The following is a 17,728-nucleotide window of genomic DNA, read 5'->3' on the forward strand; positions in this document are numbered from 1 at the left end:
CTACAAGCCTCAAGGCCGAAGATTCACCAGGAGGGTCTACGGCTCGACGACGGCTTCCTGGGCCGCGGCCGTGTCCCCGGCCATCAGCGGGGCGTCCACCGCCACGTTCCGCTTCACCAGGGCGAGAGCGACCGGGCCGAGTTCGTGGTGGCGGGCGGACGTCGTGATGAAGCCGACCTTGCGGCCGTCGGGGCCGTCGTCCGCGAGCCGGAGCTCCGTCCCGGCCGTGGGCAGATGGACCTCGCTGCCGTCGAGGTGCAGGAAGACCAGCCGGCGCGGCGGCTTGCCCAGGTTCTGCACCCGGGCGACCGTCTCCTGCCCCCGGTAGCAGCCCTTCTGCAGGTGCACCGCCGAGCCGATCCAGCCCAGCTCGTGCGGGATGGTGCGGTGGTCGGTCTCGAAACCGAGCCGGGGCCGGTACTGCTCCACGCGCAGCGCCTCGTGGGCGAGGATCCCGGCGGGCGGCCCGGCCTGCGCCGCGTAGGCCTCCAGGTCGGCGCGCGGCAGGAACAGGTCCCGCCCGTGCGGCGTCTCCCGCACGACGACGCCCTCGGGGACCTCGGCGATGGAGCCGGCCGGGAGGTACACGACCGCGATGTCGGCCGTCCGGTCGGCGACCTCGACCCGGTAGAAGAACTTCATCGACTCCAGGTACGCGATCAGCGCCTCCTGGGTGCCCGGCTCCACATGGACCCAGACCGTCTCACCGTCGTCGACGAGGTACAGCGCGTGCTCGATGTGGCCGTTCGCGGAGAGGATCAGGGCCTCGGTGGCCCGGCCCACCGGGAGGTCGCTGACGTGCTGGGTCAGCAGCAGGTGCAGCCAGGCGAGCCGGTCCTCGCCGGTGACGGTGACGACCCCCCGGTGCGAGAGGTCCACGAATCCGGTGCCGTCGGCGAGGGCGCGCTGCTCACGGAACAGATCGCCGTAGTGGGCGGCGACACCTTCGTCCACGCCCTCGGCGGGGACGGCGCCGGGCAGGGTCAGCAGGGGGCTCTTCATATCCGTAAGCCTACGACTCGGTATGTGAAGCCTTGAGCGTGCAGTCCTCACACCGGCCGAAGATCGCGAAGTGCTTCATGTCGGTGTCGAACCCGAACGTCTCCCGCAGCTTGTCGGTGAACTCGGCGGCCACCGACACGTCCGCCTCGATCACGTTCTGGCAGTCGCGGCAGACCAGGTGGATGTGGTGGTGCCGGTCCGCGAGGTGGTACGTCGGCGCCCCGTGCCCCAGATGCGCGTGACTGACCAGGCCGAGCTCCTCCAGGAGCTCCAGAGTCCGGTACACCGTCGAAATGTTGACCCCCGACGCCGTCTTCCTCACTTCCACGAGGATGTCGTCGGGGGTCGCGTGTTCAAGGGTGTCCACGGCTTCGAGCACGAGTTGCCGCTGCGGGGTCAGCCGGTAACCGCGCTGCCGCAGATCGCTCTTCCAGTCGGTGCTCACCACACCCCTGAGTCTAGGACTACTTGAAGAAAGCGATGCCGTCGTCCGGCATGTCGTCGGGCAGGGCCTTCGCCCAGCGCTCGACCTCCTCCGGCGTGACGACCTTCTTCAGGTGGGCGGACATGTAGGGGCGCAGCTCGACCTCGGGGGTCTGCTTCTCGCCGACCCACATCAGGTCGCTCTTGACGTAGCCGTACAGCCGCTTGCCGCCGGTGTAGGGCTGGGAGGCGGCGGTGCGGGCCACCGCGTCCGTCACGAGGTCGATCTGCGGCTTCTTGTCGGCCAGCTCGCCGTACCAGATCTCGATGACGCCGTCGTCGCGGGTCATCGTCACCTCGACCTTGCGGCCGGCGTCGATCCGCCAGAAGCCGTGCTCGGACTCCAGCGGCCGGACCTTGTTGCCGTCCTGGTCCAGCACCCAGCTGTGGGACCGGTACTCCAGGAAGTCCCGGCCGTCGTGGGTGAAGGCGACCTCCTGCCCGAAGTTGCACTTCTCGGAGCCGGGGAAGTCGTGCACGCCGGCGCCCGCCCAGTCGCCGAGCAGGAAGGCGAGCGGGACGAGGTCCTTGTGAAGGTCGGACGGGATCTCGATCATGGAAACTTCCTAGACGGGGGTCAGCGCTGGCCCTGGTACAGCTTCTTCACGGTCAGTCCGGCGAAGGCGAGGACGCCGACGGCGACCAGGACCAACAGGATTTCGAAGAAGATCTCCACGGGGTGCTCCTTGAGCGGGGTGCGAATGGGTGCACAGGGCCGAGCCCAGCTTACGCGGGCCTCTTCGGCACTACGATCGCGGCTATGGCGAAGAAGCTGGTGATCAAGGTGACGGCGGGGGCCGACGCCCCCGAGCGGTGCTCTCAGGCGTTCACGGTGGCGGCGGTGGCCGTTGCCAGCGGCGTCGACGTCTCCCTGTGGCTGACCGGCGAGTCCGCCTGGTTCGCCCTGCCCGGACGGGCCGCCGAGTTCGAGCTGCCGCACGCGGCTCCCCTGCCCGACCTGCTGGACTCCCTCCTCACGGCCGGCCGCGTCACCCTGTGCACGCAGTGCGCGGCCCGTCGCGAGATCACGGAGCAGGACGTCATCAAGGGGGTCCGTATCGCCGGCGCGCAGGTCTTCGTCCAGGAGGCGATGGCGGAGGAGACGCAGGCGCTCGTCTACTGAGACGCCTCCGCGGTCTCCGTGTGGAGGCAGAAGGGGTGGCCCGCCGGGTCGAGGAGCACCCGGACGTCGTCCTGCGGCTGGAACCCGGCGAGCCGCGCCCCGGCGGCGACGGCCCGCGCGGTCTCGCGTTCCACGTCGTCGACCTCGATGTCGAGGTGGATCATGATCTGCTGCCGGTCCGGCGTGCTCGGCCAGACGGGGCGCCGGTAGGCGGGCTCGGTCTGGAAGGACAGCCCGGTACCCCCGTCCGGCGGCCGGATGTGCACCCAGTCCTGCCAGTCCTCCCCGCGCCACACCCGCCACCCGGGCAGCAGCCGCAGATAGAAGGCGGCCAGCTCACGGGCGTTCGGCGCATCCAGAGTCGCCGCCGTCAGGCGCACGGTTCCGCCCCCTCGTCGTCGATTCAGTACCGGCGCTTCTTGCCGTCCAGTTCGTCCCACCACTCGTCGGACTTGGGATCCCCGGACGGGTCGTCCCACCAGCGGTCCTCGGGGCCCCGGCGGTTCGCGACCATCGCTGCCACGGGTGGGATGACCATGGCCACCACGCACATTCCGACAGCCACGGGAATGGACCAGAGGCGTACGACACCCCAGGCCAGGACGAAGAGGCCGATGCAGAGACCCATCATCGCGAAGTACGTGTGACGCCGCCGTGCGTACATACGTCCAGCGTAGGTCCGGGCAGGCCGAAGGGCCGCACCCCAGGCGTCCAACCCGAGGGGTACGGCCCTTCCGGGACCGATCGCCGTCAGACGGCGATCGCGACCTCCGCCAGGCCGCCCTGCTGGGCGACGACCGTGCGGTCGGCGGTGGCGCCGGGCACGAGGGCGCGGACGGTCCAGGTGCCCTCGGCCGCGTAGAAGCGGAACTGTCCGGTCGCCGAGGTCGGCACCTCGGCCGTGAACTCGCCGGTCGAGTCCAGCAGACGGACGTAACCCACCACGGGCTCGCCGTCCTTGGTCACCTGACCCTGGATGGTGGTCTCACCGGGCTTGATCGTCGAGGCGTCGGGGCCGCCGGCCTTCGCACCGCACATGTCGTACTCCTGAAGTCTGGAAAGGTCGGTGGGGGTTGGTTACTTGTTGGCGCCGAGCTCGATCGGCACGCCCACGAGGGAGCCGTACTCGGTCCAGGAGCCGTCGTAGTTCTTGACGTTCTCCACACCGAGGAGCTCGTGCAGCACGAACCAGGTCAGCGCGGAGCGCTCACCGATGCGGCAGTAGGCGATGGTGTCCTTGGCCAGGTCGACGCTCTCCTCGGCGTAGAGCTCCTTGAGCTCCTCGTCCGACTTGAAGGTGCCGTCGTCGTTGGCGTTCTTGGACCACGGGATGTTGCGGGCGCTCGGCACGTGGCCGGGGCGCTGCGACTGCTCCTGCGGCAGGTGGGCCGGGGCGAGCAGCTTGCCGGAGAACTCGTCGGGCGAGCGCACGTCGACGAGGTTCTGCGAACCGATGGCGGCCACGACGTCGTCGCGGAAGGCGCGGATGGACGTGTCCTGGGCCTTGGCCTTGTAGTCCGTCTTCGGACGCTCCGGCACCTCGTCGCCGGCGACCAGCTCGCGGGCGTCGAGCTCCCACTTCTTGCGGCCGCCGTCGAGGAGCTTGACGCTCTCGTGGCCGTACAGCTTGAAGTACCAGTAGGCGTAGGAGGCGAACCAGTTGTTGTTGCCGCCGTAGAGGACCACGGTGTGGTCGTTGCCGATGCCCTTGTCGGACAGGAGCTTCTCGAAGCCCTCCTGGTCGACGAAGTCACGGCGGACCGGGTCCTGAAGGTCCTGGGTCCAGTCGATCCGGATGGCGTTGCGGATGTGGTTCTTCTCGTAGGCGGACGTGTCCTCGTCCACCTCGACGATCGCGATGGTCGGGTCGTCCAGGTGCTCCTGGAGCCAATCGGCGTCGACCAGGACGTCGCTGCGGCTCATGGTTGATCTCCTCCGGGGCAGTTACGGCGGGGCGTGCGAGGTCTGCAGGGCGCGCCCTTGAGGCAGGGCGGCGCACGGGTGCCCTTGATGCGGGGCGGCGGGGATGCGCGCGCCGGCGCGACTGCCGGCGCGATCGCTCAGAAGGTGCGACAGAGCATGGCGGCGACGCGGCACAGGTCTACTGCCCGCCGCTTCGTGAGGTCCGCCTGTCGCTTCATAGCGTCGATCGTAGGGACGGCAGGGCGGGCGTGTCACCGGCGTGTCGCATGTTGAGACGCAACAATCCGCCATATGGGATCGGGAGGCCGCCCGGCCCCTCACCGCACGGCATCCGGCCGACCGTGCTCCCCGCCACATCTACGCTGCGGACATCGCCGTCTCGCCCACCGGACAGCGCAGGTCGGATCCGCCGTGCGCCTTCCTACCCGGCCAGCCGGACGTCGGAACCCTTCACCGTGATCTCGACGCCGTTCGGGGCGGCCTGGACCGTGTCCAGCTTGATGCCGCCGGGCAGGCCGTCGATCTTCTGCTGGAAGTCGGTGATCGCCCGGACGCGGTCCTCGGCGATGTCGACGCCGCCGAACTTGGGCAGGCCGTCGGCGTGCACGCGGACGGTGCCGTTGTCCACCTTCACCGAGCTGAGCACGGAGACCGGCTCCGGGAGCTCGGTGCCGAGGACGGTGGCCTCGACGGTGACCTTGATCTTGCCGTTGCCGCCGTCGGAGAGGCCGATGACACTGGCGGTGACGCCCGGGGCGACCTGGGTGGGCTCCGACTTCGCCGTCTTCAGCAGCTCGTCATAGGCGATGGTCGCGGTGCCGGTGGCGCTGGAGGCGGTGGCGGAGCTGTAGTCCCCGGAGAACTCGACGCCCTTCATGTCGGCCTGGAGGTCGTCGATACGGATCTTCTGGCCGCCGTTGCCCGCGGCGGCCTCGTAGTCCTTGATGCCGACCTCGATGTCGTCCAGGGAACCGCCGACGACCTGGGTGAGGAACGGGAAGCCCTTGATCGACACATCGGGGGTCGCCGACAGGTTCTCCGTCGTCTTCAGCCGGTCGGCGGCCTCGTCCTCGGCGAAGCCGACCGCGACACGGTCGGCGATCACGAAGAGCCCGCCCAGGATCACGACGAAGATCAGCAGTATTCGCAGTGCGCGCATGCGGTGTGTTCCCCCACCCAGTCGGTTAGACGGCGGTCTCTGACGACCGGGTGGCCGTCCCTGGCGTGAGAGTAACCCTGCGGGGAAGAGGAACCGGCGGATTGTTGATCATCTGTGACAGGGCGGGTGCCCGGCGCCCGCGCCGGATCTACGCCAGCGCCCTGCCCAGGACGTACACCGCCGGGGCCGCCGCGGCCAGCGGCAGGGCCACGCCCGCCGTGAAGTGGACGAAGCGCGACGGGTAGTCGTAGCTCGCGACCCGGTGACCGATCAGAGCGCAGGCGCCGGCGCCCGCACCGAGGAGGGCACCGGAGGTGCCGAGATCCGTGACCGAACCGGCCGCGACGCCCGCGCCCGCCGCCGCGAGGAGGGACACCACCACCGAGGCCGGGGTCGGCAGCGGCAGCGCGCGGACCAGGACGGCCACCGCCACGGCCACCGCGCCCACCGTCACCGCGTCCGCGGCGGCCGCGAGGTACCCGCCGGCCACGATCGCCAGCGCCGAGGCCGCGACCGTCGCCATCAGGCCGTACATCCGCTCGTCCGGGTCGGCGTGCGACCGCAGTTGCAGGACCAGCGCGAGCAGCACCCACACTCCGAGCGTGCCCAGGATCGCCGACGGCGAGCGGCCCGAGACCAGCAGCGCCGCGTCCGCGGCCAGCGCACCCGCGAAGCCCAGCGCGATGCCCTGCCGGGCCGGCCACATCCCGTTCAGCCGGAACCAGCCCGCGGCGGTGACGGCCTGGAGGATCACCAGCGGCACGAGCAGCGCGTACGTCCCGACCGCCGCCGCACCGGCCAGCAGCAGGCCGAGCAGCGCCGTCAGCGCGGCCGGCTGCAACCCGGGCTCGATGACCGGGGACCGCCCTTCCGCCCGGGCCCGCTGCGCGTCCGTGACACGCGTGTTCCCGCCGACGGTGGCCGGGCCGTAACCGGAAGCGGAGGCATCGGCGGCCTCGGCGTCAGCCGGAGCCGCGTGTCCCTGGGGGGGCTGGGGGGCCTGCGGGCTCTGGGGGGGCTGGGGCGGCAGGTACGCCGTCTCCTCCGCCGTCACGGCCTGGTGCGTCTGCGTCTCCCAGGTCTGCCCCTGCCACTGCTGCGTGTACTGCTGAGCGGCGTGGGGGTCGTCGTAACCCTGGTAACCCTGCCCGGGCCATGCCTGCGGCTGCTGCGGCTGCGGCTGCTGGGACTGCTGGGACTGCTGCCCGTAGGACCGGTAGGGGTCGTAGGGGTCGTAACCGTCGTTCGGCTGGTTGGTCATCGCTCATCCTCCTGCGAACGGCGGGAGCACCTCGACCGTGCCGCCGTCGGCCAGCCGTACCGTCTCATGTCCGCGGGTGCCCACGGGGTCGCCGTCCACCAGGAACGAGCACCGCAGCAGGACGCGCTCGAGTTCACCGGGGTGCCGCTCACGCACCCCGTCGAGCGCCTCGGCGAGCGTGGCCGCCTCGTACGGCTCCTCGGCCACCCCGGCCGCGGCCTTGGCGGCGGCCCAGTAGCGCACCGTGACCTTTGGCATCTGCTTCCTCAATCGCACAGTCGCAGCGGACTCATCAGACTCACAACGGGCTCACCCGACGGTGAACCCCGTCAGGCTAGCCCGCCCGGCCCTTGACCCACTCCCCGATCCGGGCCAGCAGGTCGTCGCCGGCGGCGTGCTCGGCATGTCCCATCCCGGGCTCCAGCCACAGTTCGCCCTGGTCACCGGCGGCCGCGGCCAGCATCCTCGGGTGGTCGACGGGGAAGTAGCCGTCGGCCTCGCCGTGCACGATGAGCAGCGGGGTGGGGGCGATTCTCGGTACCGCCTCCACCGGAGAGAGCGGGACCGGGTTCCAGTCCCGGTGGTGGATGCGCGTACCGAAGCCGTACCGGCCGACGATCCGCCCCTCGGGCCGCGTCACCAGCCAGTGCAGCCGCCGCATGGGGGCGGTTCCCCGGTAGTACCAGCGGGCCGGTGCGCTGACCGACACCACCGCGTCGGTCTCGCGCGGGTGCAGCGCCGCGTGCCGCAGCACCACCGAGCCGCCCATCGAGAACCCGACCGTCCCCACGCGCGCGTGCCCGAGCTCCCGCGCCCACCGCACCGCCGCCGCCAGGTCGAGCACTTCCCGGTCCCCGACCGTGGACCGCCCGCCGGACGCCCCGTGGCCCCGGAAGGAGAACGTGACCACGGCGCCGTAAGGGGCGAAGGCCTGCGCCACCCGTCGAACGTGCGGCCGGTCCACGGCCCCGGTGAAGCCGTGGGCGACGACGAACACGGGATGAGCGGAAGGCGTCCCGGAGGCGTCGTATACAGCGGCACCCGGGTCGTATACGGCATCGATCGTCACACCGTCGGAGGTGCGCAGAAACGTCCTCGACGGCCTCCGCACGGGCGTCCCCGTGGCCGTCTCGGGATGCGGACGATCGGTGGAACGCGCCACATGACCTGCCGGACCAGAGCTCATGTGGGCTATTCTGCTGGGCAGAGGACTCGGGCAGCGTAGCCCCCGGGTCCTTTTGTGCTTTCGGAAGCGTTGTATACGACGCGGGAAACCGCAGGTGTACGGGGCCTTCGGGATCGCAGAGCCCGTGCTGTGCCAACAAGCGTCCTCGCAGGGACCGAGGAGGAACCAGACGTATGAGTTCTCTGCTGCTCCTGACCAACGCCCTCCAGCCGTCGACGGAGGTGCTCCCCGCCCTCGGCCTGCTCCTGCACAACGTGCGTGTGGCCCCCGCGGAGGGCCCCGCCCTCGTCGACACCCCCGGCGCCGACGTCATCCTCGTCGACGGCCGGCGCGATCTGCCGCAGGTCCGCAGCCTCTGCCAGCTGCTGCGCTCCACCGGGCCCGGCTGCCCGCTCGTCCTCGTCGTCACCGAGGGCGGCCTGGCCGCCGTCACCGCGGACTGGGGCATCGACGACGTCCTGCTCGACACGGCCGGCCCGGCGGAGGTCGAGGCGCGGCTGCGCCTGGCCATGGGCCGCCAGCAGATCGTCAGCGACGACTCCCCGATGGAGATCCGCAACGGCGACCTGTCGGTCGACGAGGCGACGTACTCGGCCAAGCTCAAGGGCCGCGTCCTCGACCTCACCTTCAAGGAGTTCGAGCTCCTGAAGTACCTCGCGCAGCACCCCGGCCGCGTCTTCACCCGCGCCCAGCTGCTCCAGGAGGTCTGGGGCTACGACTACTTCGGCGGTACGCGCACGGTCGACGTGCACGTACGGCGGCTGCGCGCCAAGCTCGGCCCCGAGCACGAGTCGCTGATCGGCACCGTCCGGAACGTCGGTTATCGATTCGTTACGCCGGAGAAGGTGGAGCGCGCCGCCGAGGAGGCGAAGGCCAAGGCGGCCCAGGCAAAGCCGGACACTGCGGACAAGTCGCCCGCTCTGGACGCGACCGAGACTCGCGCGAAGGCGTAAAGAGGCGTATTGCGTCGCCGACCTGGGCATCGCTTCCCGCACAGGGTGCCCCGGACGGCGGTCGGGATATCGTACAGAACCTCCTTTACGCCCTGCCCGGAGCGGTTATATCCGCGTAGACTCCGCGCGTGGCCAAGGTGACTCGGGATGATGTGGCGCGGCTGGCAGGGACTTCCACTGCCGTGGTCAGCTATGTCATCAACAACGGACCCCGGCCGGTCGCCCCGGCCACGCGCGAGCGTGTCCTCGCCGCGATCAAGGAACTGGGGTACCGGCCCGACCGAGTGGCCCAGGCGATGGCATCCCGGCGCACGGACCTCATAGGCCTGATCATCCCGGACGCCCGCCAGCCCTTCTTCGGGGAGATGGCGCACGCCGTCGAGCAGGCCGCCTCCGAGCGCGGAAAGATGGTCCTCGTCGGCAACACGGACTACGTGGGCGAGCGCGAGGTCCACTACCTGCGCGCCTTCCTGGGCATGCGCGTCTCCGGGCTGATCCTCGTCAGCCACGCGCTCAACGACCTGGCGGCCGCCGAGATCGAGGCCTGGGACGCCCGGGTGGTGCTGCTGCACGAACGCCCCGAGGCCATCGACGACGTCGCCGTCACCACGGACGACCTGGGCGGCGCCGAGCTCGCCGTCCGCCACCTGCTGGAGCACGGCTACGAGTACGTCGCCTGTATGGGCGGCATAGCGGAGACCCCCGCCGTCGGCGACCCCGTCTCCGACCACGTCGAGGGCTGGCGCCGCGCGATGGCCGAGGCCGGGATCTCCACGGAGGGCCGCCTCTTCGAGGCCCTCTACAACCGCTACGACGCCTACCAGGCCGCCCTGAAGATCCTCTCCGGCCCCGACCGCCCGCCGGCGATCTTCTGCTCCACCGACGACCAGGCGATCGGCCTGCTGCGGGCGGCGCGCGAGCTGCGCATCGACGTCCCGGGCGAGCTGGCGGTGGCCGGCTTCGACGACATCAAGGAGGCGGCGCTCACGGACCCGCCCCTGACGACGATCGCGTCCGACCGTCCGGCGATGGCCCGGGCGGCGGTCGACCTCGTCCTCGACGACGGGCTGCGGGTCGCGGGGGCCCGGCGGGAGCGGCTGAAGGTGTTCCCGTCGCGGCTGGTGACCCGGCAGTCCTGCGGCTGCGAGTAGCCTCCGGCGGTCGGGCAGGGGCCCCTTCATCGGGCGGCGTCGCCCCGGCGACGGGCCTCTTCATATCGGGCATACGAGGTTCTGTCGGGCTTCTCAGGGAGCACTCAGGAAGCTCTCATGGTCGGGCGACAAGCTCGATGGCATGACCGAGAGCTTCCACCGCAGTGGCGAGTACGAGAACCCTTACGAGGGTCAGCAGCAGGCCCCGGTGAACCCCGAGTGGCCGCCCCCGCCGGCGTACGCCCCGGCGCATGCTCCGCATCCGAAGAAGCGCGGCCGTGGCCCGCTCGCCCTGATCGCCGCCGTTGCGATCGTCGCGGCGGCGATAGGCGGCGGCACCGCCTACGGCATCCAGGAACTGACCGGCAACGACACCGTCGCCTCCAGCTCCACCAGCACCAACGTGATCCCCTCCAGCCAGAAGGGCACCGTCGCCGGGGTCGCCAAGGCGGTCAGCCCGAGCATCGTCGAGATCAGCGCCGACTCCAGCGCCGGGTCCTCCACCGGCTCCGGCGTGATCATCACGAGCGGCGGCGAGATCGTCACCAACAACCACGTCGTCGCCGGCGCCTCGCAGATCAAGGCGACGACCAGCGACGGCAAGTCCTACACCGCGAAGATCGTCGGCACCGACAGCAAGAAGGACCTGGCGCTGATCAAGCTGGAGAACGCCGCCGGCCTGAAGGCGGCCACGCTCGGCGACTCGGCCGGGCTGCAGGTCGGCGACCAGGTCGTGGCGATCGGCTCCCCCGAGGGGCTGTCCGGCACCGTCACCAGCGGCATCATCTCGTCCCTCGACCGTGACGTCACGGTCCCGACGGAGGAGGGCCAGGATCAGGGCCAGGGCCAGGGCCAGCAGCAGTGGGGGCAGGGCGACCAGTGGCCGTTCGAGTTCGGCGGCCGCCAGTTCAACGGCGACACCGGGTCCAGCACGACGACGTACAAGGCGCTCCAGACCGACGCGTCCCTGAACCCGGGCAACTCCGGCGGCGCGCTGATCGACATGAACGGCAACATCATCGGGATCAACTCCGCGATGTACTCGCCGACCAGCCAGGCCTCCTCGTCCTCCGACGCGGGCAGTGTCGGCCTGGGCTTCGCCATCCCGATCAACACCGTCAAGGCCGACCTCGCGAAGCTGCGGGCGGGTTCGACCGACTGAGGCCCACCGAGGCCCGGCGTGGGGGCCGGGCCACGACGGCCCGACGCCGCACGGTACGGGGCTGACGCTCCCCCCCGGCACTCCCCCGCGACGTGCGACGCTGAGAGCGTCAGAGCACCCCCGTCCCTCTTCACCCCCGAGGACCCCCGACCATGAGCCCCGCAGACGGCGACCGTGACACCCAGCGCATCCTCATCGTCGACGACGAGCCGGCCGTACGCGAAGCACTCCAGCGCAGCCTCGCGTTCGAGGGGTACGGGACCGAGGTCGCCGTCGACGGCGCGGACGCCCTGGACAAGGCGGCGGCCTACCGGCCCGACCTGGTCGTCCTCGACATCCAGATGCCGCGCATGGACGGCCTGACGGCAGCGCGCCGCATCCGCGCCACCGGCGACACCACACCGATCCTGATGCTCACGGCCCGTGACACCGTCGGCGACCGTGTCACCGGCCTGGACGCTGGCGCCGACGACTACCTGGTCAAGCCCTTCGAACTCGACGAACTCTTCGCCCGTATCCGCGCGCTGCTGCGCCGCAGCTCCTACGCGGCGGGCATCGGCGTGGCCGACCCGGCCGACGAGGACGCCCTCACCTTCGCCGACCTGCGCATGGACCTGTCCACACGCGAGGTCACGCGGGGCGGGCGCCAGGTGGAACTGACCCGTACGGAGTTCACGCTCCTGGAGATGTTCCTGGCGCACCCGCGCCAGGTCCTCACCCGGGAGCAGATCCTCAAGGCCGTCTGGGGCTTCGACTTCGAGCCCTCGTCGAACTCCCTCGACGTGTACGTGATGTACCTGCGCCGCAAGACCGAGGCGGGCGGCGAGCCGCGGCTCGTGCACACGGTGCGGGGTGTCGGTTACGTGCTGCGGCAGGGCGGCGCCGAGTGAGTCCCCCGATGCACCGGGCCGTACGCCGTTTCCGCTCCCTGCCGATCCGCTCCCGACTGGCGCTGCTGGTGGCGGCGGCGGTGGCGTTCGCCGTGGCGGCGGTGTCGGTGACGTGCTGGTTCATCGTGCAGGGGAAGTTGTACGACGAGATCGACAACGACCTGAAGTCGTCGGTCGGGCCGCTGCGCCCGGATGAATTCCAGGAGCTCACGGGCAGTTGCCGTCAGACGCCCTCCGACTCGCTGGGCATGGGGGCGCGGCCCAAGACCTACGGGCAGCTGGTCCACGTCGACGGCGAGGTGTGTCTGTTCCCGACGTCCACGACCCAGGTGCACGTCACCGGTGACGACAAGGCCGTGGCCAGGGGCCCCGACCCGAACCAGGGCCGCATCCGTGACGGCACGGACGAGCACGGCAACAAGCTGCGCGTCCTGACGACGGCGGTCGTCATCAAGGACGGGCGCCTGCCCCTGGTCGTCGCCGCCGACTACTCCCTCGTCATCGCCCTGCCGCTCAAGGGAACGCAGTCCACGCTCAACGAACTGGCGTTGATCCTCCTGCTGGTCTCCGGCGTGGGAGTGCTCGGCGCCGGGGCCGCCGGTCTGGCCGTCGCCCGGGCCGGTCTGCGCCCCGTCGACAAACTGACGGACGCCGTCGAGCACGTGGCACGCACGGAGGACCTGAACATCCGCATCCCGGTGGAGGACGACAGCGAGGACGAGATCGCCCGGCTGTCCCACTCCTTCAACGCCATGACCTCGGCCCTGGCCAGCTCGCGTGACCTCCAGCAGCAACTGATCGCGGACGCGGGGCACGAGCTGCGCACGCCGCTCACCTCCCTGCGTACCAACATCGAACTCCTCACCCGCAGTGAGGAGACGGGCCGCCCCATCCCCGAGGCGGACCGCAAGGCACTGCTCGCGTCGGTGAAGGCGCAGATGACGGAACTGGCCGCGCTCATCGGCGACCTCCAGGAATTGTCCCGCCCCGACACCAGCCAGCACTCGGGCCGGACGCAGATCGTCGCCTGGCAGGACACGGTCGAGTCGGCGCTGCGGCGGGCCCGGCTGCGGGGGCCGGAGCTGACGATCACGGCGGACATCGAGCCCTGGTTCGTCCGGGCGGAACCCTCCGCCCTGGAGCGGGCGGTCGTGAACATCCTGGACAACGCGGTGAAGTTCAGCCCGGACGGCGGCACGGTCGAGGTCCGCCTGTCCGAGGGCGTCCTGACGGTCCGCGACCACGGCCCGGGCATCCCCGCCGACGAACTCCCCCACGTCTTCGACCGCTTCTGGCGCTCCCCGAGCGCACGGGCGCTGCCGGGCTCGGGCCTGGGCCTGTCGATCGTGGCGCGCACGGTGCAGCAGGCGGGGGGCGAGGTGTCATTGTCCCAGGCCGAGGGCGGAGGCACGGTGGCGACGGTACGGCTGCCGGGGGCGGCGGTTCCCCCACCGGAGGCCCCTCCGGCCTCGGTCTGACCCGCCCCCTCCCTACGATGTGCCTCTGGCTTCTACGGCGTCGGGTCGCACCCGTGCGTGACACAGGCCACAGGAACTCCTCCCGTGTCGCGGAGAGAAGTGGTCGTGAGGGACTCAGAAAACGACGTGCGCCGCCGTGTGCGCGAGGGGGACCGAGAGGCATTCGCCCTGCTGTACGAGCAGTTCGCCCGCGCCGTCTACAACCACGGGCTGCGATTGACGGGCGACTGGTCGACAGCCGAAGAGATCATGTCCGAAACGTTCCTGACCGCGTGGCGGACCCGGTTGCGGGTGCAGGAGGACGGCGGCTCCCTGCTGCCCTGGCTGCTGGGCATCGCCACCCACAAGGCGGACAACGCCCGCCGGGGAGTCCGCAGACGGCAGTTGTTCCTGGCGCGTCAACCGCGGCCACGTGTGGAGGAGGACTTCGCGCCTCGGACGATCGGGCGCATCGACGACGCACGGTACTTGCGTGCCGTGCAGTCCGCGCTGGGGCGGCTGCGGCGCCAGGAGCGGGAGGTGCTGGCCCTGTGCGTGTGGTCCGGCCTGGACTACCAGCAGACGGCAGAAGCGCTGGGCATCGCCGTCGGAACCGTGCGGTCCCGCCTTTCGCGTGCCCGCAGGAAGCTCGCTCACCTCGCGGAAGAAGACCGGGAACCACCGACCGCCCGCGGAGAGATGACAAGTGCGGCCGCGATCGCGGCTCTGCCCGTACGGGAGGAGCTCACATGAACGACGACACCACCGGCGCTTCCCCGGAGCGGCACGGCGACCGCGAGGAGATCGCCCGCCTGCTCCCGGCCCCGGCCGACTGGGACCTTCCGCGCGAGCAGCACCTTCGTCACAGGGACCTTCTGATGCACCACATCGACCACGACCGGGTCGCCCGTACCCGGCCGGCCCGCCGACTGCTGCGGCCCGCGGTCCTGGCGCCGGCGACCGCCCTGGCCCTGGCCTGCGCGGTGACCGCGGGGATCGCGCTGACCGGCGGTGACCCGGCGTCCCCCGGCACCGCGTCGCACCGTGCGGCCACGGACATGCAGCCCGCCGCCGCGCTCCTGGACCGGATCTCCGACGCCACGGAGACGCGCGTCGGCCTCACGGTGCGCGACGACCAGTTCACCTACACCAGGGAGAAGGCCCGCGGGGCCGACCTGACCAGCGGGAAGGCCGTCCTCGGCCCGCTGACGGACCGTGAGGTGTGGGCCGCTGAGGAGCCGGGGCCCCTGCGGAAGCTCGGCCTGGTCCGGGAGAACGGTGAGACGTTGCCCATCAACGCCGATCTCGGTGACACCGAGGGCACACCCGCCGGTATCAACCGGCCCACCTACCGCTGGCTCGGCTCGCTGCCCACCGACCCCGACAAGCTGCTGACCTATCTGTACGCCAAGACCCCGCACCCCGATGGGCGGGAACGTGACCAGGCGGTGTTCGAGCAGATCGGATCCTTGCTCGGCGGGGTGATGCCGCCCCGCACGGCAGCCGCCCTCTACCGGGCCGCGGCGAAGATCCCGGGTGTCACCCCGGCCCCTCAGGCCCGCGACGCGATCGGTCGCAAGGGCCTCGGTATCGCCCGCGACGACACGCGGTACGGCGTCCGGACCGAGTGGGTCTTCGACGAGAAGGACTTCACCTTCCTGGGCTCCCGCAGCTACCTGACCAAGGACGCCCCCTACGGAAAGGCCGGGACCCTGCTGTCCAGCGTGGCCGAGCTGGAGCACGCCGTCGTCGACGAAGCCGGCCGACAGCCCACCGACGCGGAGCGCACACGGACCAAGAACCGAAGCTGACCGATAACCGGGCCCACCAGGCCAGGGCGGCAACCTTTCCGTGTGGGGCGGCGACTGATCAGCGGTCATTCCCCCACACGGATCGGATCGCCGTATGAGTGAGCCGCGTAGCAAGGCCCGTCCGCGTCACCGCAGAAGCCGCACCGCCCTGGCGGTCGGGGTCCCCCTGGCTCTGACCGCCGCCGGCACCCTCGCCTACGGCACGGATCTCGGTGTCCTGGGTTCCACCGCGCAGGAGGCCTCCGCCGCCGCCCCCGCCTGGGCCGCCGACACCGCCGACGGGTTCGCCTCCGTCAACGCGCTCGGGCAGAACGGGACGTACGGCGGCCGGGACGGGAAGACCGTCACGGTCAAGACGCTCGCCGAGCTGGAGAAGTACGCCACCGCGACCGAGCCGTACGTCATCGTCGTCGCCGGGACCATCACGATGAACCCGGTCGGGAAAGAGATCAAGGTCAAGTCCGACAAGACCATCGTGGGGGCCGGGACCTCCGGGCACATCGTCGGCGGCGGGTTCTTCCTCGGCCAGGGCGTGCACAACGTGATCATCCGGAACCTGACCATCCGGGACGCGTACCAGGGCGTGTGGAACGACAAGGACCACGACTTCGACGCGATCCAGATGGACGGCGCCCATCACGTGTGGATCGACCACAACGATCTGCGGCACATGGCCGACGGGCTCATCGACGTCCGCAAGGACAGCACGAACGTCACCGTCTCCTGGAACAGGCTGAGCGACAACAACAAGACCTTCGGCATCGGCTGGACCGAGAACGTCAAGACCGACATCACGATCCACCACAACTGGATCCGCGAGACCGAGCAGCGCAACCCGTCCACCGACAACGCCGCGCACGCCCACCTCTACAACAACTTCCTCGAGGACGCCCCGGGCACCGGCATCAAGTCGTCGTACGGCAACTACTCGCGCGGCGCGACGAAGATGGTCCTGGAGAACTCCCTGTTCCAGGGCGTCAAGAACCCCGTCATCAAGGACAGCGGCGCCGCCGTCGTCCAGCGCGGGAACTCCTTCTCCGGCACCAGCGGACGCAACGAGAGCGGCGGGACCGCCTTCGATCCGAAGGCCTACTACCCCTACACCCTCGACAAGGCCACCGACCTTCCGTCGATCCTCAAGTCCGGTGCCGGGCCCCGCGCTTCCATCGGTACGACCGCCGCCGCCTCCACCAGGGCCGCCGCCGCGACGACCCTCACCGTGGCCAAGGACGGCAGCGGGCAGTACACGACCGTGCAGGCCGCCGTGAACGCCGTACCGGCGAACAACCCGTCGCGCGTGGTGATCGCCGTGAAGCCGGGGACGTACCGCGAACTGGTGAAGGTGCCCTCCAACAAGCCGCACGTCACCATCCAGGGCACGGGCGGCAGCCGCAAGGACACGACGATCGTCTACAACAACGCCTCCGGTACGCCGAAGCCCGGCGGCGGCACGTACGGCACGGGCGGCAGCGCCACCGTCGCCGTCGAGGCCGACGACTTCCAGGCCCGGAACCTGACCATCTCCAACGACTTCGACGAGAAGGCCAACCAGCAACTCAGCGGGCATCAGGCCGTCGCCCTGCGGACCGCCGCCGACAAGGTGTTCCTGGACGGGATCATCGTCAGCGGGGACCAGGACACGCTGCTGCTCGACACCGCGTCGAAGGACCGGCTGGGCCGGGTCTACGTCGGCAACTCCTACGTCATCGGCAACGTCGACTTCATCTTCGGCCGGGCCACGGCCGTCGTCGACAGGTCCGTCATCACGCTGAAGAAGCGCTGGAACGGCACCTCGGCCGGGTACATCACCGCGCCGAGCACCGCAGCGAACCGCAAGGGCATCCTGATCGCCAACTCCACGGTGAACGGCGATGTGTCGGCCGGGAGCTTCTACCTCGGACGGCCCTGGCACGCGGGCGGTGACGCGTCCCTCGACCCGCAGACCACGGTCCGCAACACCAGCCTCAGCTCCGCGGTCAAGTCCACGCCGTGGACCGACATGAGCGGCTTCTCCTGGAAGGACGACCGGTTCGCCGAGTACAAGAACTCCGGCGCGGGTGCGGGGCCGGCGAACTCGAACCGGCCGCATCTGACCGACGCGCAGGCCGCGAACCAGGAGGTCGCGGACTGGCTCGCGGGCTGGGCGCCCTCGGCGTCCTGAACGGCT

Annotated in this window: 21 protein-coding genes; 9 read left to right on the plus strand and 12 right to left on the minus strand. The window is 70.6% G+C overall.

What is annotated here, in order from left to right:
* Positions 1-36: 36 nt before the first annotated feature.
* The 3 genes from ygfZ to IO24_RS0135940 are packed head-to-tail and all read right to left on the minus strand — an operon-like array spanning position 37 to position 2,042.
* Positions 37-1,002 carry a CAF17-like 4Fe-4S cluster assembly/insertion protein YgfZ gene (gene ygfZ / locus IO24_RS0135930; protein ID WP_031143372.1) on the minus strand — a complete coding sequence of 322 codons (966 nt, stop codon included), beginning with the start codon at positions 1,000-1,002 and terminating at the stop codon, positions 37-39.
* A gap of 10 nt (positions 1,003-1,012) precedes the next feature.
* Positions 1,013-1,450: a Fur family transcriptional regulator gene (locus IO24_RS0135935; RefSeq protein WP_031143374.1), complete on the minus strand. Its 438-nt coding sequence runs from the start codon at positions 1,448-1,450 to the stop codon at positions 1,013-1,015.
* 16 nt (positions 1,451-1,466) lie between these two features.
* Entirely contained in the window at positions 1,467-2,042 is a 576-nt protein-coding gene (locus IO24_RS0135940) for a heme-binding beta-barrel domain-containing protein (protein WP_031143376.1), read from the minus strand.
* 203 nt (positions 2,043-2,245) lie between these two features.
* On the opposite strand from IO24_RS0135940, the gene IO24_RS0135950 reads away from it, so the two are divergent.
* Positions 2,246-2,608, plus strand: coding sequence for a DsrE family protein (locus IO24_RS0135950; protein ID WP_031143378.1), 363 nt, complete (start codon positions 2,246-2,248; stop codon positions 2,606-2,608).
* Here IO24_RS0135950 and IO24_RS0135955 read toward each other — a convergent pair.
* From IO24_RS0135955 to IO24_RS41295, 9 genes are all read right to left on the minus strand, one after another.
* The gene (locus tag IO24_RS0135955) at positions 2,602-2,988 is read right to left on the minus strand and encodes a VOC family protein (protein ID WP_031143380.1); all 387 of its coding nucleotides are present in this window, start codon (positions 2,986-2,988) and stop codon (positions 2,602-2,604) included. The two genes, IO24_RS0135950 and IO24_RS0135955, sit on opposite strands and share 7 nt — an antisense overlap.
* A 23-nt stretch (positions 2,989-3,011) precedes the next feature.
* Entirely contained in the window at positions 3,012-3,272 is a 261-nt protein-coding gene (locus IO24_RS0135960) for a DUF3099 domain-containing protein (protein ID WP_031143382.1), read from the minus strand.
* Between the two features lie 86 nt (positions 3,273-3,358).
* The gene (locus IO24_RS0135965) at positions 3,359-3,646 is read right to left on the minus strand and encodes a DUF1416 domain-containing protein (RefSeq protein WP_003991226.1); all 288 of its coding nucleotides are present in this window, start codon (positions 3,644-3,646) and stop codon (positions 3,359-3,361) included.
* 39 nt (positions 3,647-3,685) lie between these two features.
* Positions 3,686-4,531, minus strand: a complete 846-nt coding sequence (locus tag IO24_RS0135970) for a sulfurtransferase (protein ID WP_031143385.1) — start codon at positions 4,529-4,531, stop codon at positions 3,686-3,688.
* 137 nt (positions 4,532-4,668) lie between these two features.
* Entirely contained in the window at positions 4,669-4,749 is an 81-nt protein-coding gene (locus IO24_RS47725) for a putative leader peptide (protein WP_350310325.1), read from the minus strand.
* Between the two features lie 203 nt (positions 4,750-4,952).
* Positions 4,953-5,690, minus strand: coding sequence for an LmeA family phospholipid-binding protein (locus tag IO24_RS0135975; protein WP_031143387.1), 738 nt, complete (start codon positions 5,688-5,690; stop codon positions 4,953-4,955).
* Positions 5,691-5,838: 148 nt separating this feature from the next.
* A complete protein-coding gene (locus tag IO24_RS0135980) occupies positions 5,839-6,951 on the minus strand; it encodes a hypothetical protein (protein WP_031143389.1) in 1,113 nt (370 codons plus the stop codon).
* Between the two features lie 3 nt (positions 6,952-6,954).
* The gene (locus tag IO24_RS0135985) at positions 6,955-7,209 is read right to left on the minus strand and encodes a MoaD/ThiS family protein (RefSeq protein ID WP_031143391.1); all 255 of its coding nucleotides are present in this window, start codon (positions 7,207-7,209) and stop codon (positions 6,955-6,957) included.
* 76 nt (positions 7,210-7,285) lie between these two features.
* The gene (locus IO24_RS41295) at positions 7,286-8,137 is read right to left on the minus strand and encodes an alpha/beta hydrolase (protein ID WP_031143393.1); all 852 of its coding nucleotides are present in this window, start codon (positions 8,135-8,137) and stop codon (positions 7,286-7,288) included.
* 173 nt (positions 8,138-8,310) lie between these two features.
* On the opposite strand from IO24_RS41295, the gene IO24_RS0135995 reads away from it, so the two are divergent.
* From IO24_RS0135995 to IO24_RS0136030, 8 genes are all read left to right on the plus strand, one after another.
* Positions 8,311-9,090: a response regulator transcription factor gene (locus IO24_RS0135995; protein ID WP_031143395.1), complete on the plus strand. Its 780-nt coding sequence runs from the start codon at positions 8,311-8,313 to the stop codon at positions 9,088-9,090.
* 128 nt (positions 9,091-9,218) lie between these two features.
* Positions 9,219-10,241 carry a LacI family DNA-binding transcriptional regulator gene (locus IO24_RS0136000; protein WP_031143397.1) on the plus strand — a complete coding sequence of 341 codons (1,023 nt, stop codon included), beginning with the start codon at positions 9,219-9,221 and terminating at the stop codon, positions 10,239-10,241.
* Between the two features lie 142 nt (positions 10,242-10,383).
* Positions 10,384-11,403: a S1C family serine protease gene (locus IO24_RS0136005; protein ID WP_031143399.1), complete on the plus strand. Its 1,020-nt coding sequence runs from the start codon at positions 10,384-10,386 to the stop codon at positions 11,401-11,403.
* Positions 11,404-11,555: 152 nt separating this feature from the next.
* On the plus strand, positions 11,556-12,293 hold the full coding sequence (locus IO24_RS0136010; RefSeq protein ID WP_031143401.1) for a response regulator transcription factor: 738 nt from the start codon (positions 11,556-11,558) through the stop codon (positions 12,291-12,293).
* Positions 12,294-12,301: 8 nt separating this feature from the next.
* Complete coding sequence (locus IO24_RS0136015; RefSeq protein WP_031143403.1) at positions 12,302-13,771, plus strand: sensor histidine kinase; 1,470 nt, start codon at positions 12,302-12,304, stop codon at positions 13,769-13,771.
* A gap of 126 nt (positions 13,772-13,897) precedes the next feature.
* Positions 13,898-14,503: an RNA polymerase sigma factor gene (locus tag IO24_RS0136020; protein WP_031143404.1), complete on the plus strand. Its 606-nt coding sequence runs from the start codon at positions 13,898-13,900 to the stop codon at positions 14,501-14,503.
* Complete coding sequence (locus IO24_RS0136025; protein ID WP_031143405.1) at positions 14,500-15,561, plus strand: CU044_5270 family protein; 1,062 nt, start codon at positions 14,500-14,502, stop codon at positions 15,559-15,561. The genes IO24_RS0136020 and IO24_RS0136025 overlap by 4 nt, the downstream gene beginning before the upstream one ends.
* Before the next feature lie 94 nt (positions 15,562-15,655).
* Positions 15,656-17,722, plus strand: coding sequence for a pectinesterase family protein (locus IO24_RS0136030; protein ID WP_031143406.1), 2,067 nt, complete (start codon positions 15,656-15,658; stop codon positions 17,720-17,722).
* Positions 17,723-17,728: the final 6 nt, after the last annotated feature.

This window comes from Streptomyces flavovariabilis (assembly GCF_000725785.1).
GTDB classification, from domain to species: Bacteria; Actinomycetota; Actinomycetes; order Streptomycetales; family Streptomycetaceae; genus Streptomyces; species Streptomyces hawaiiensis.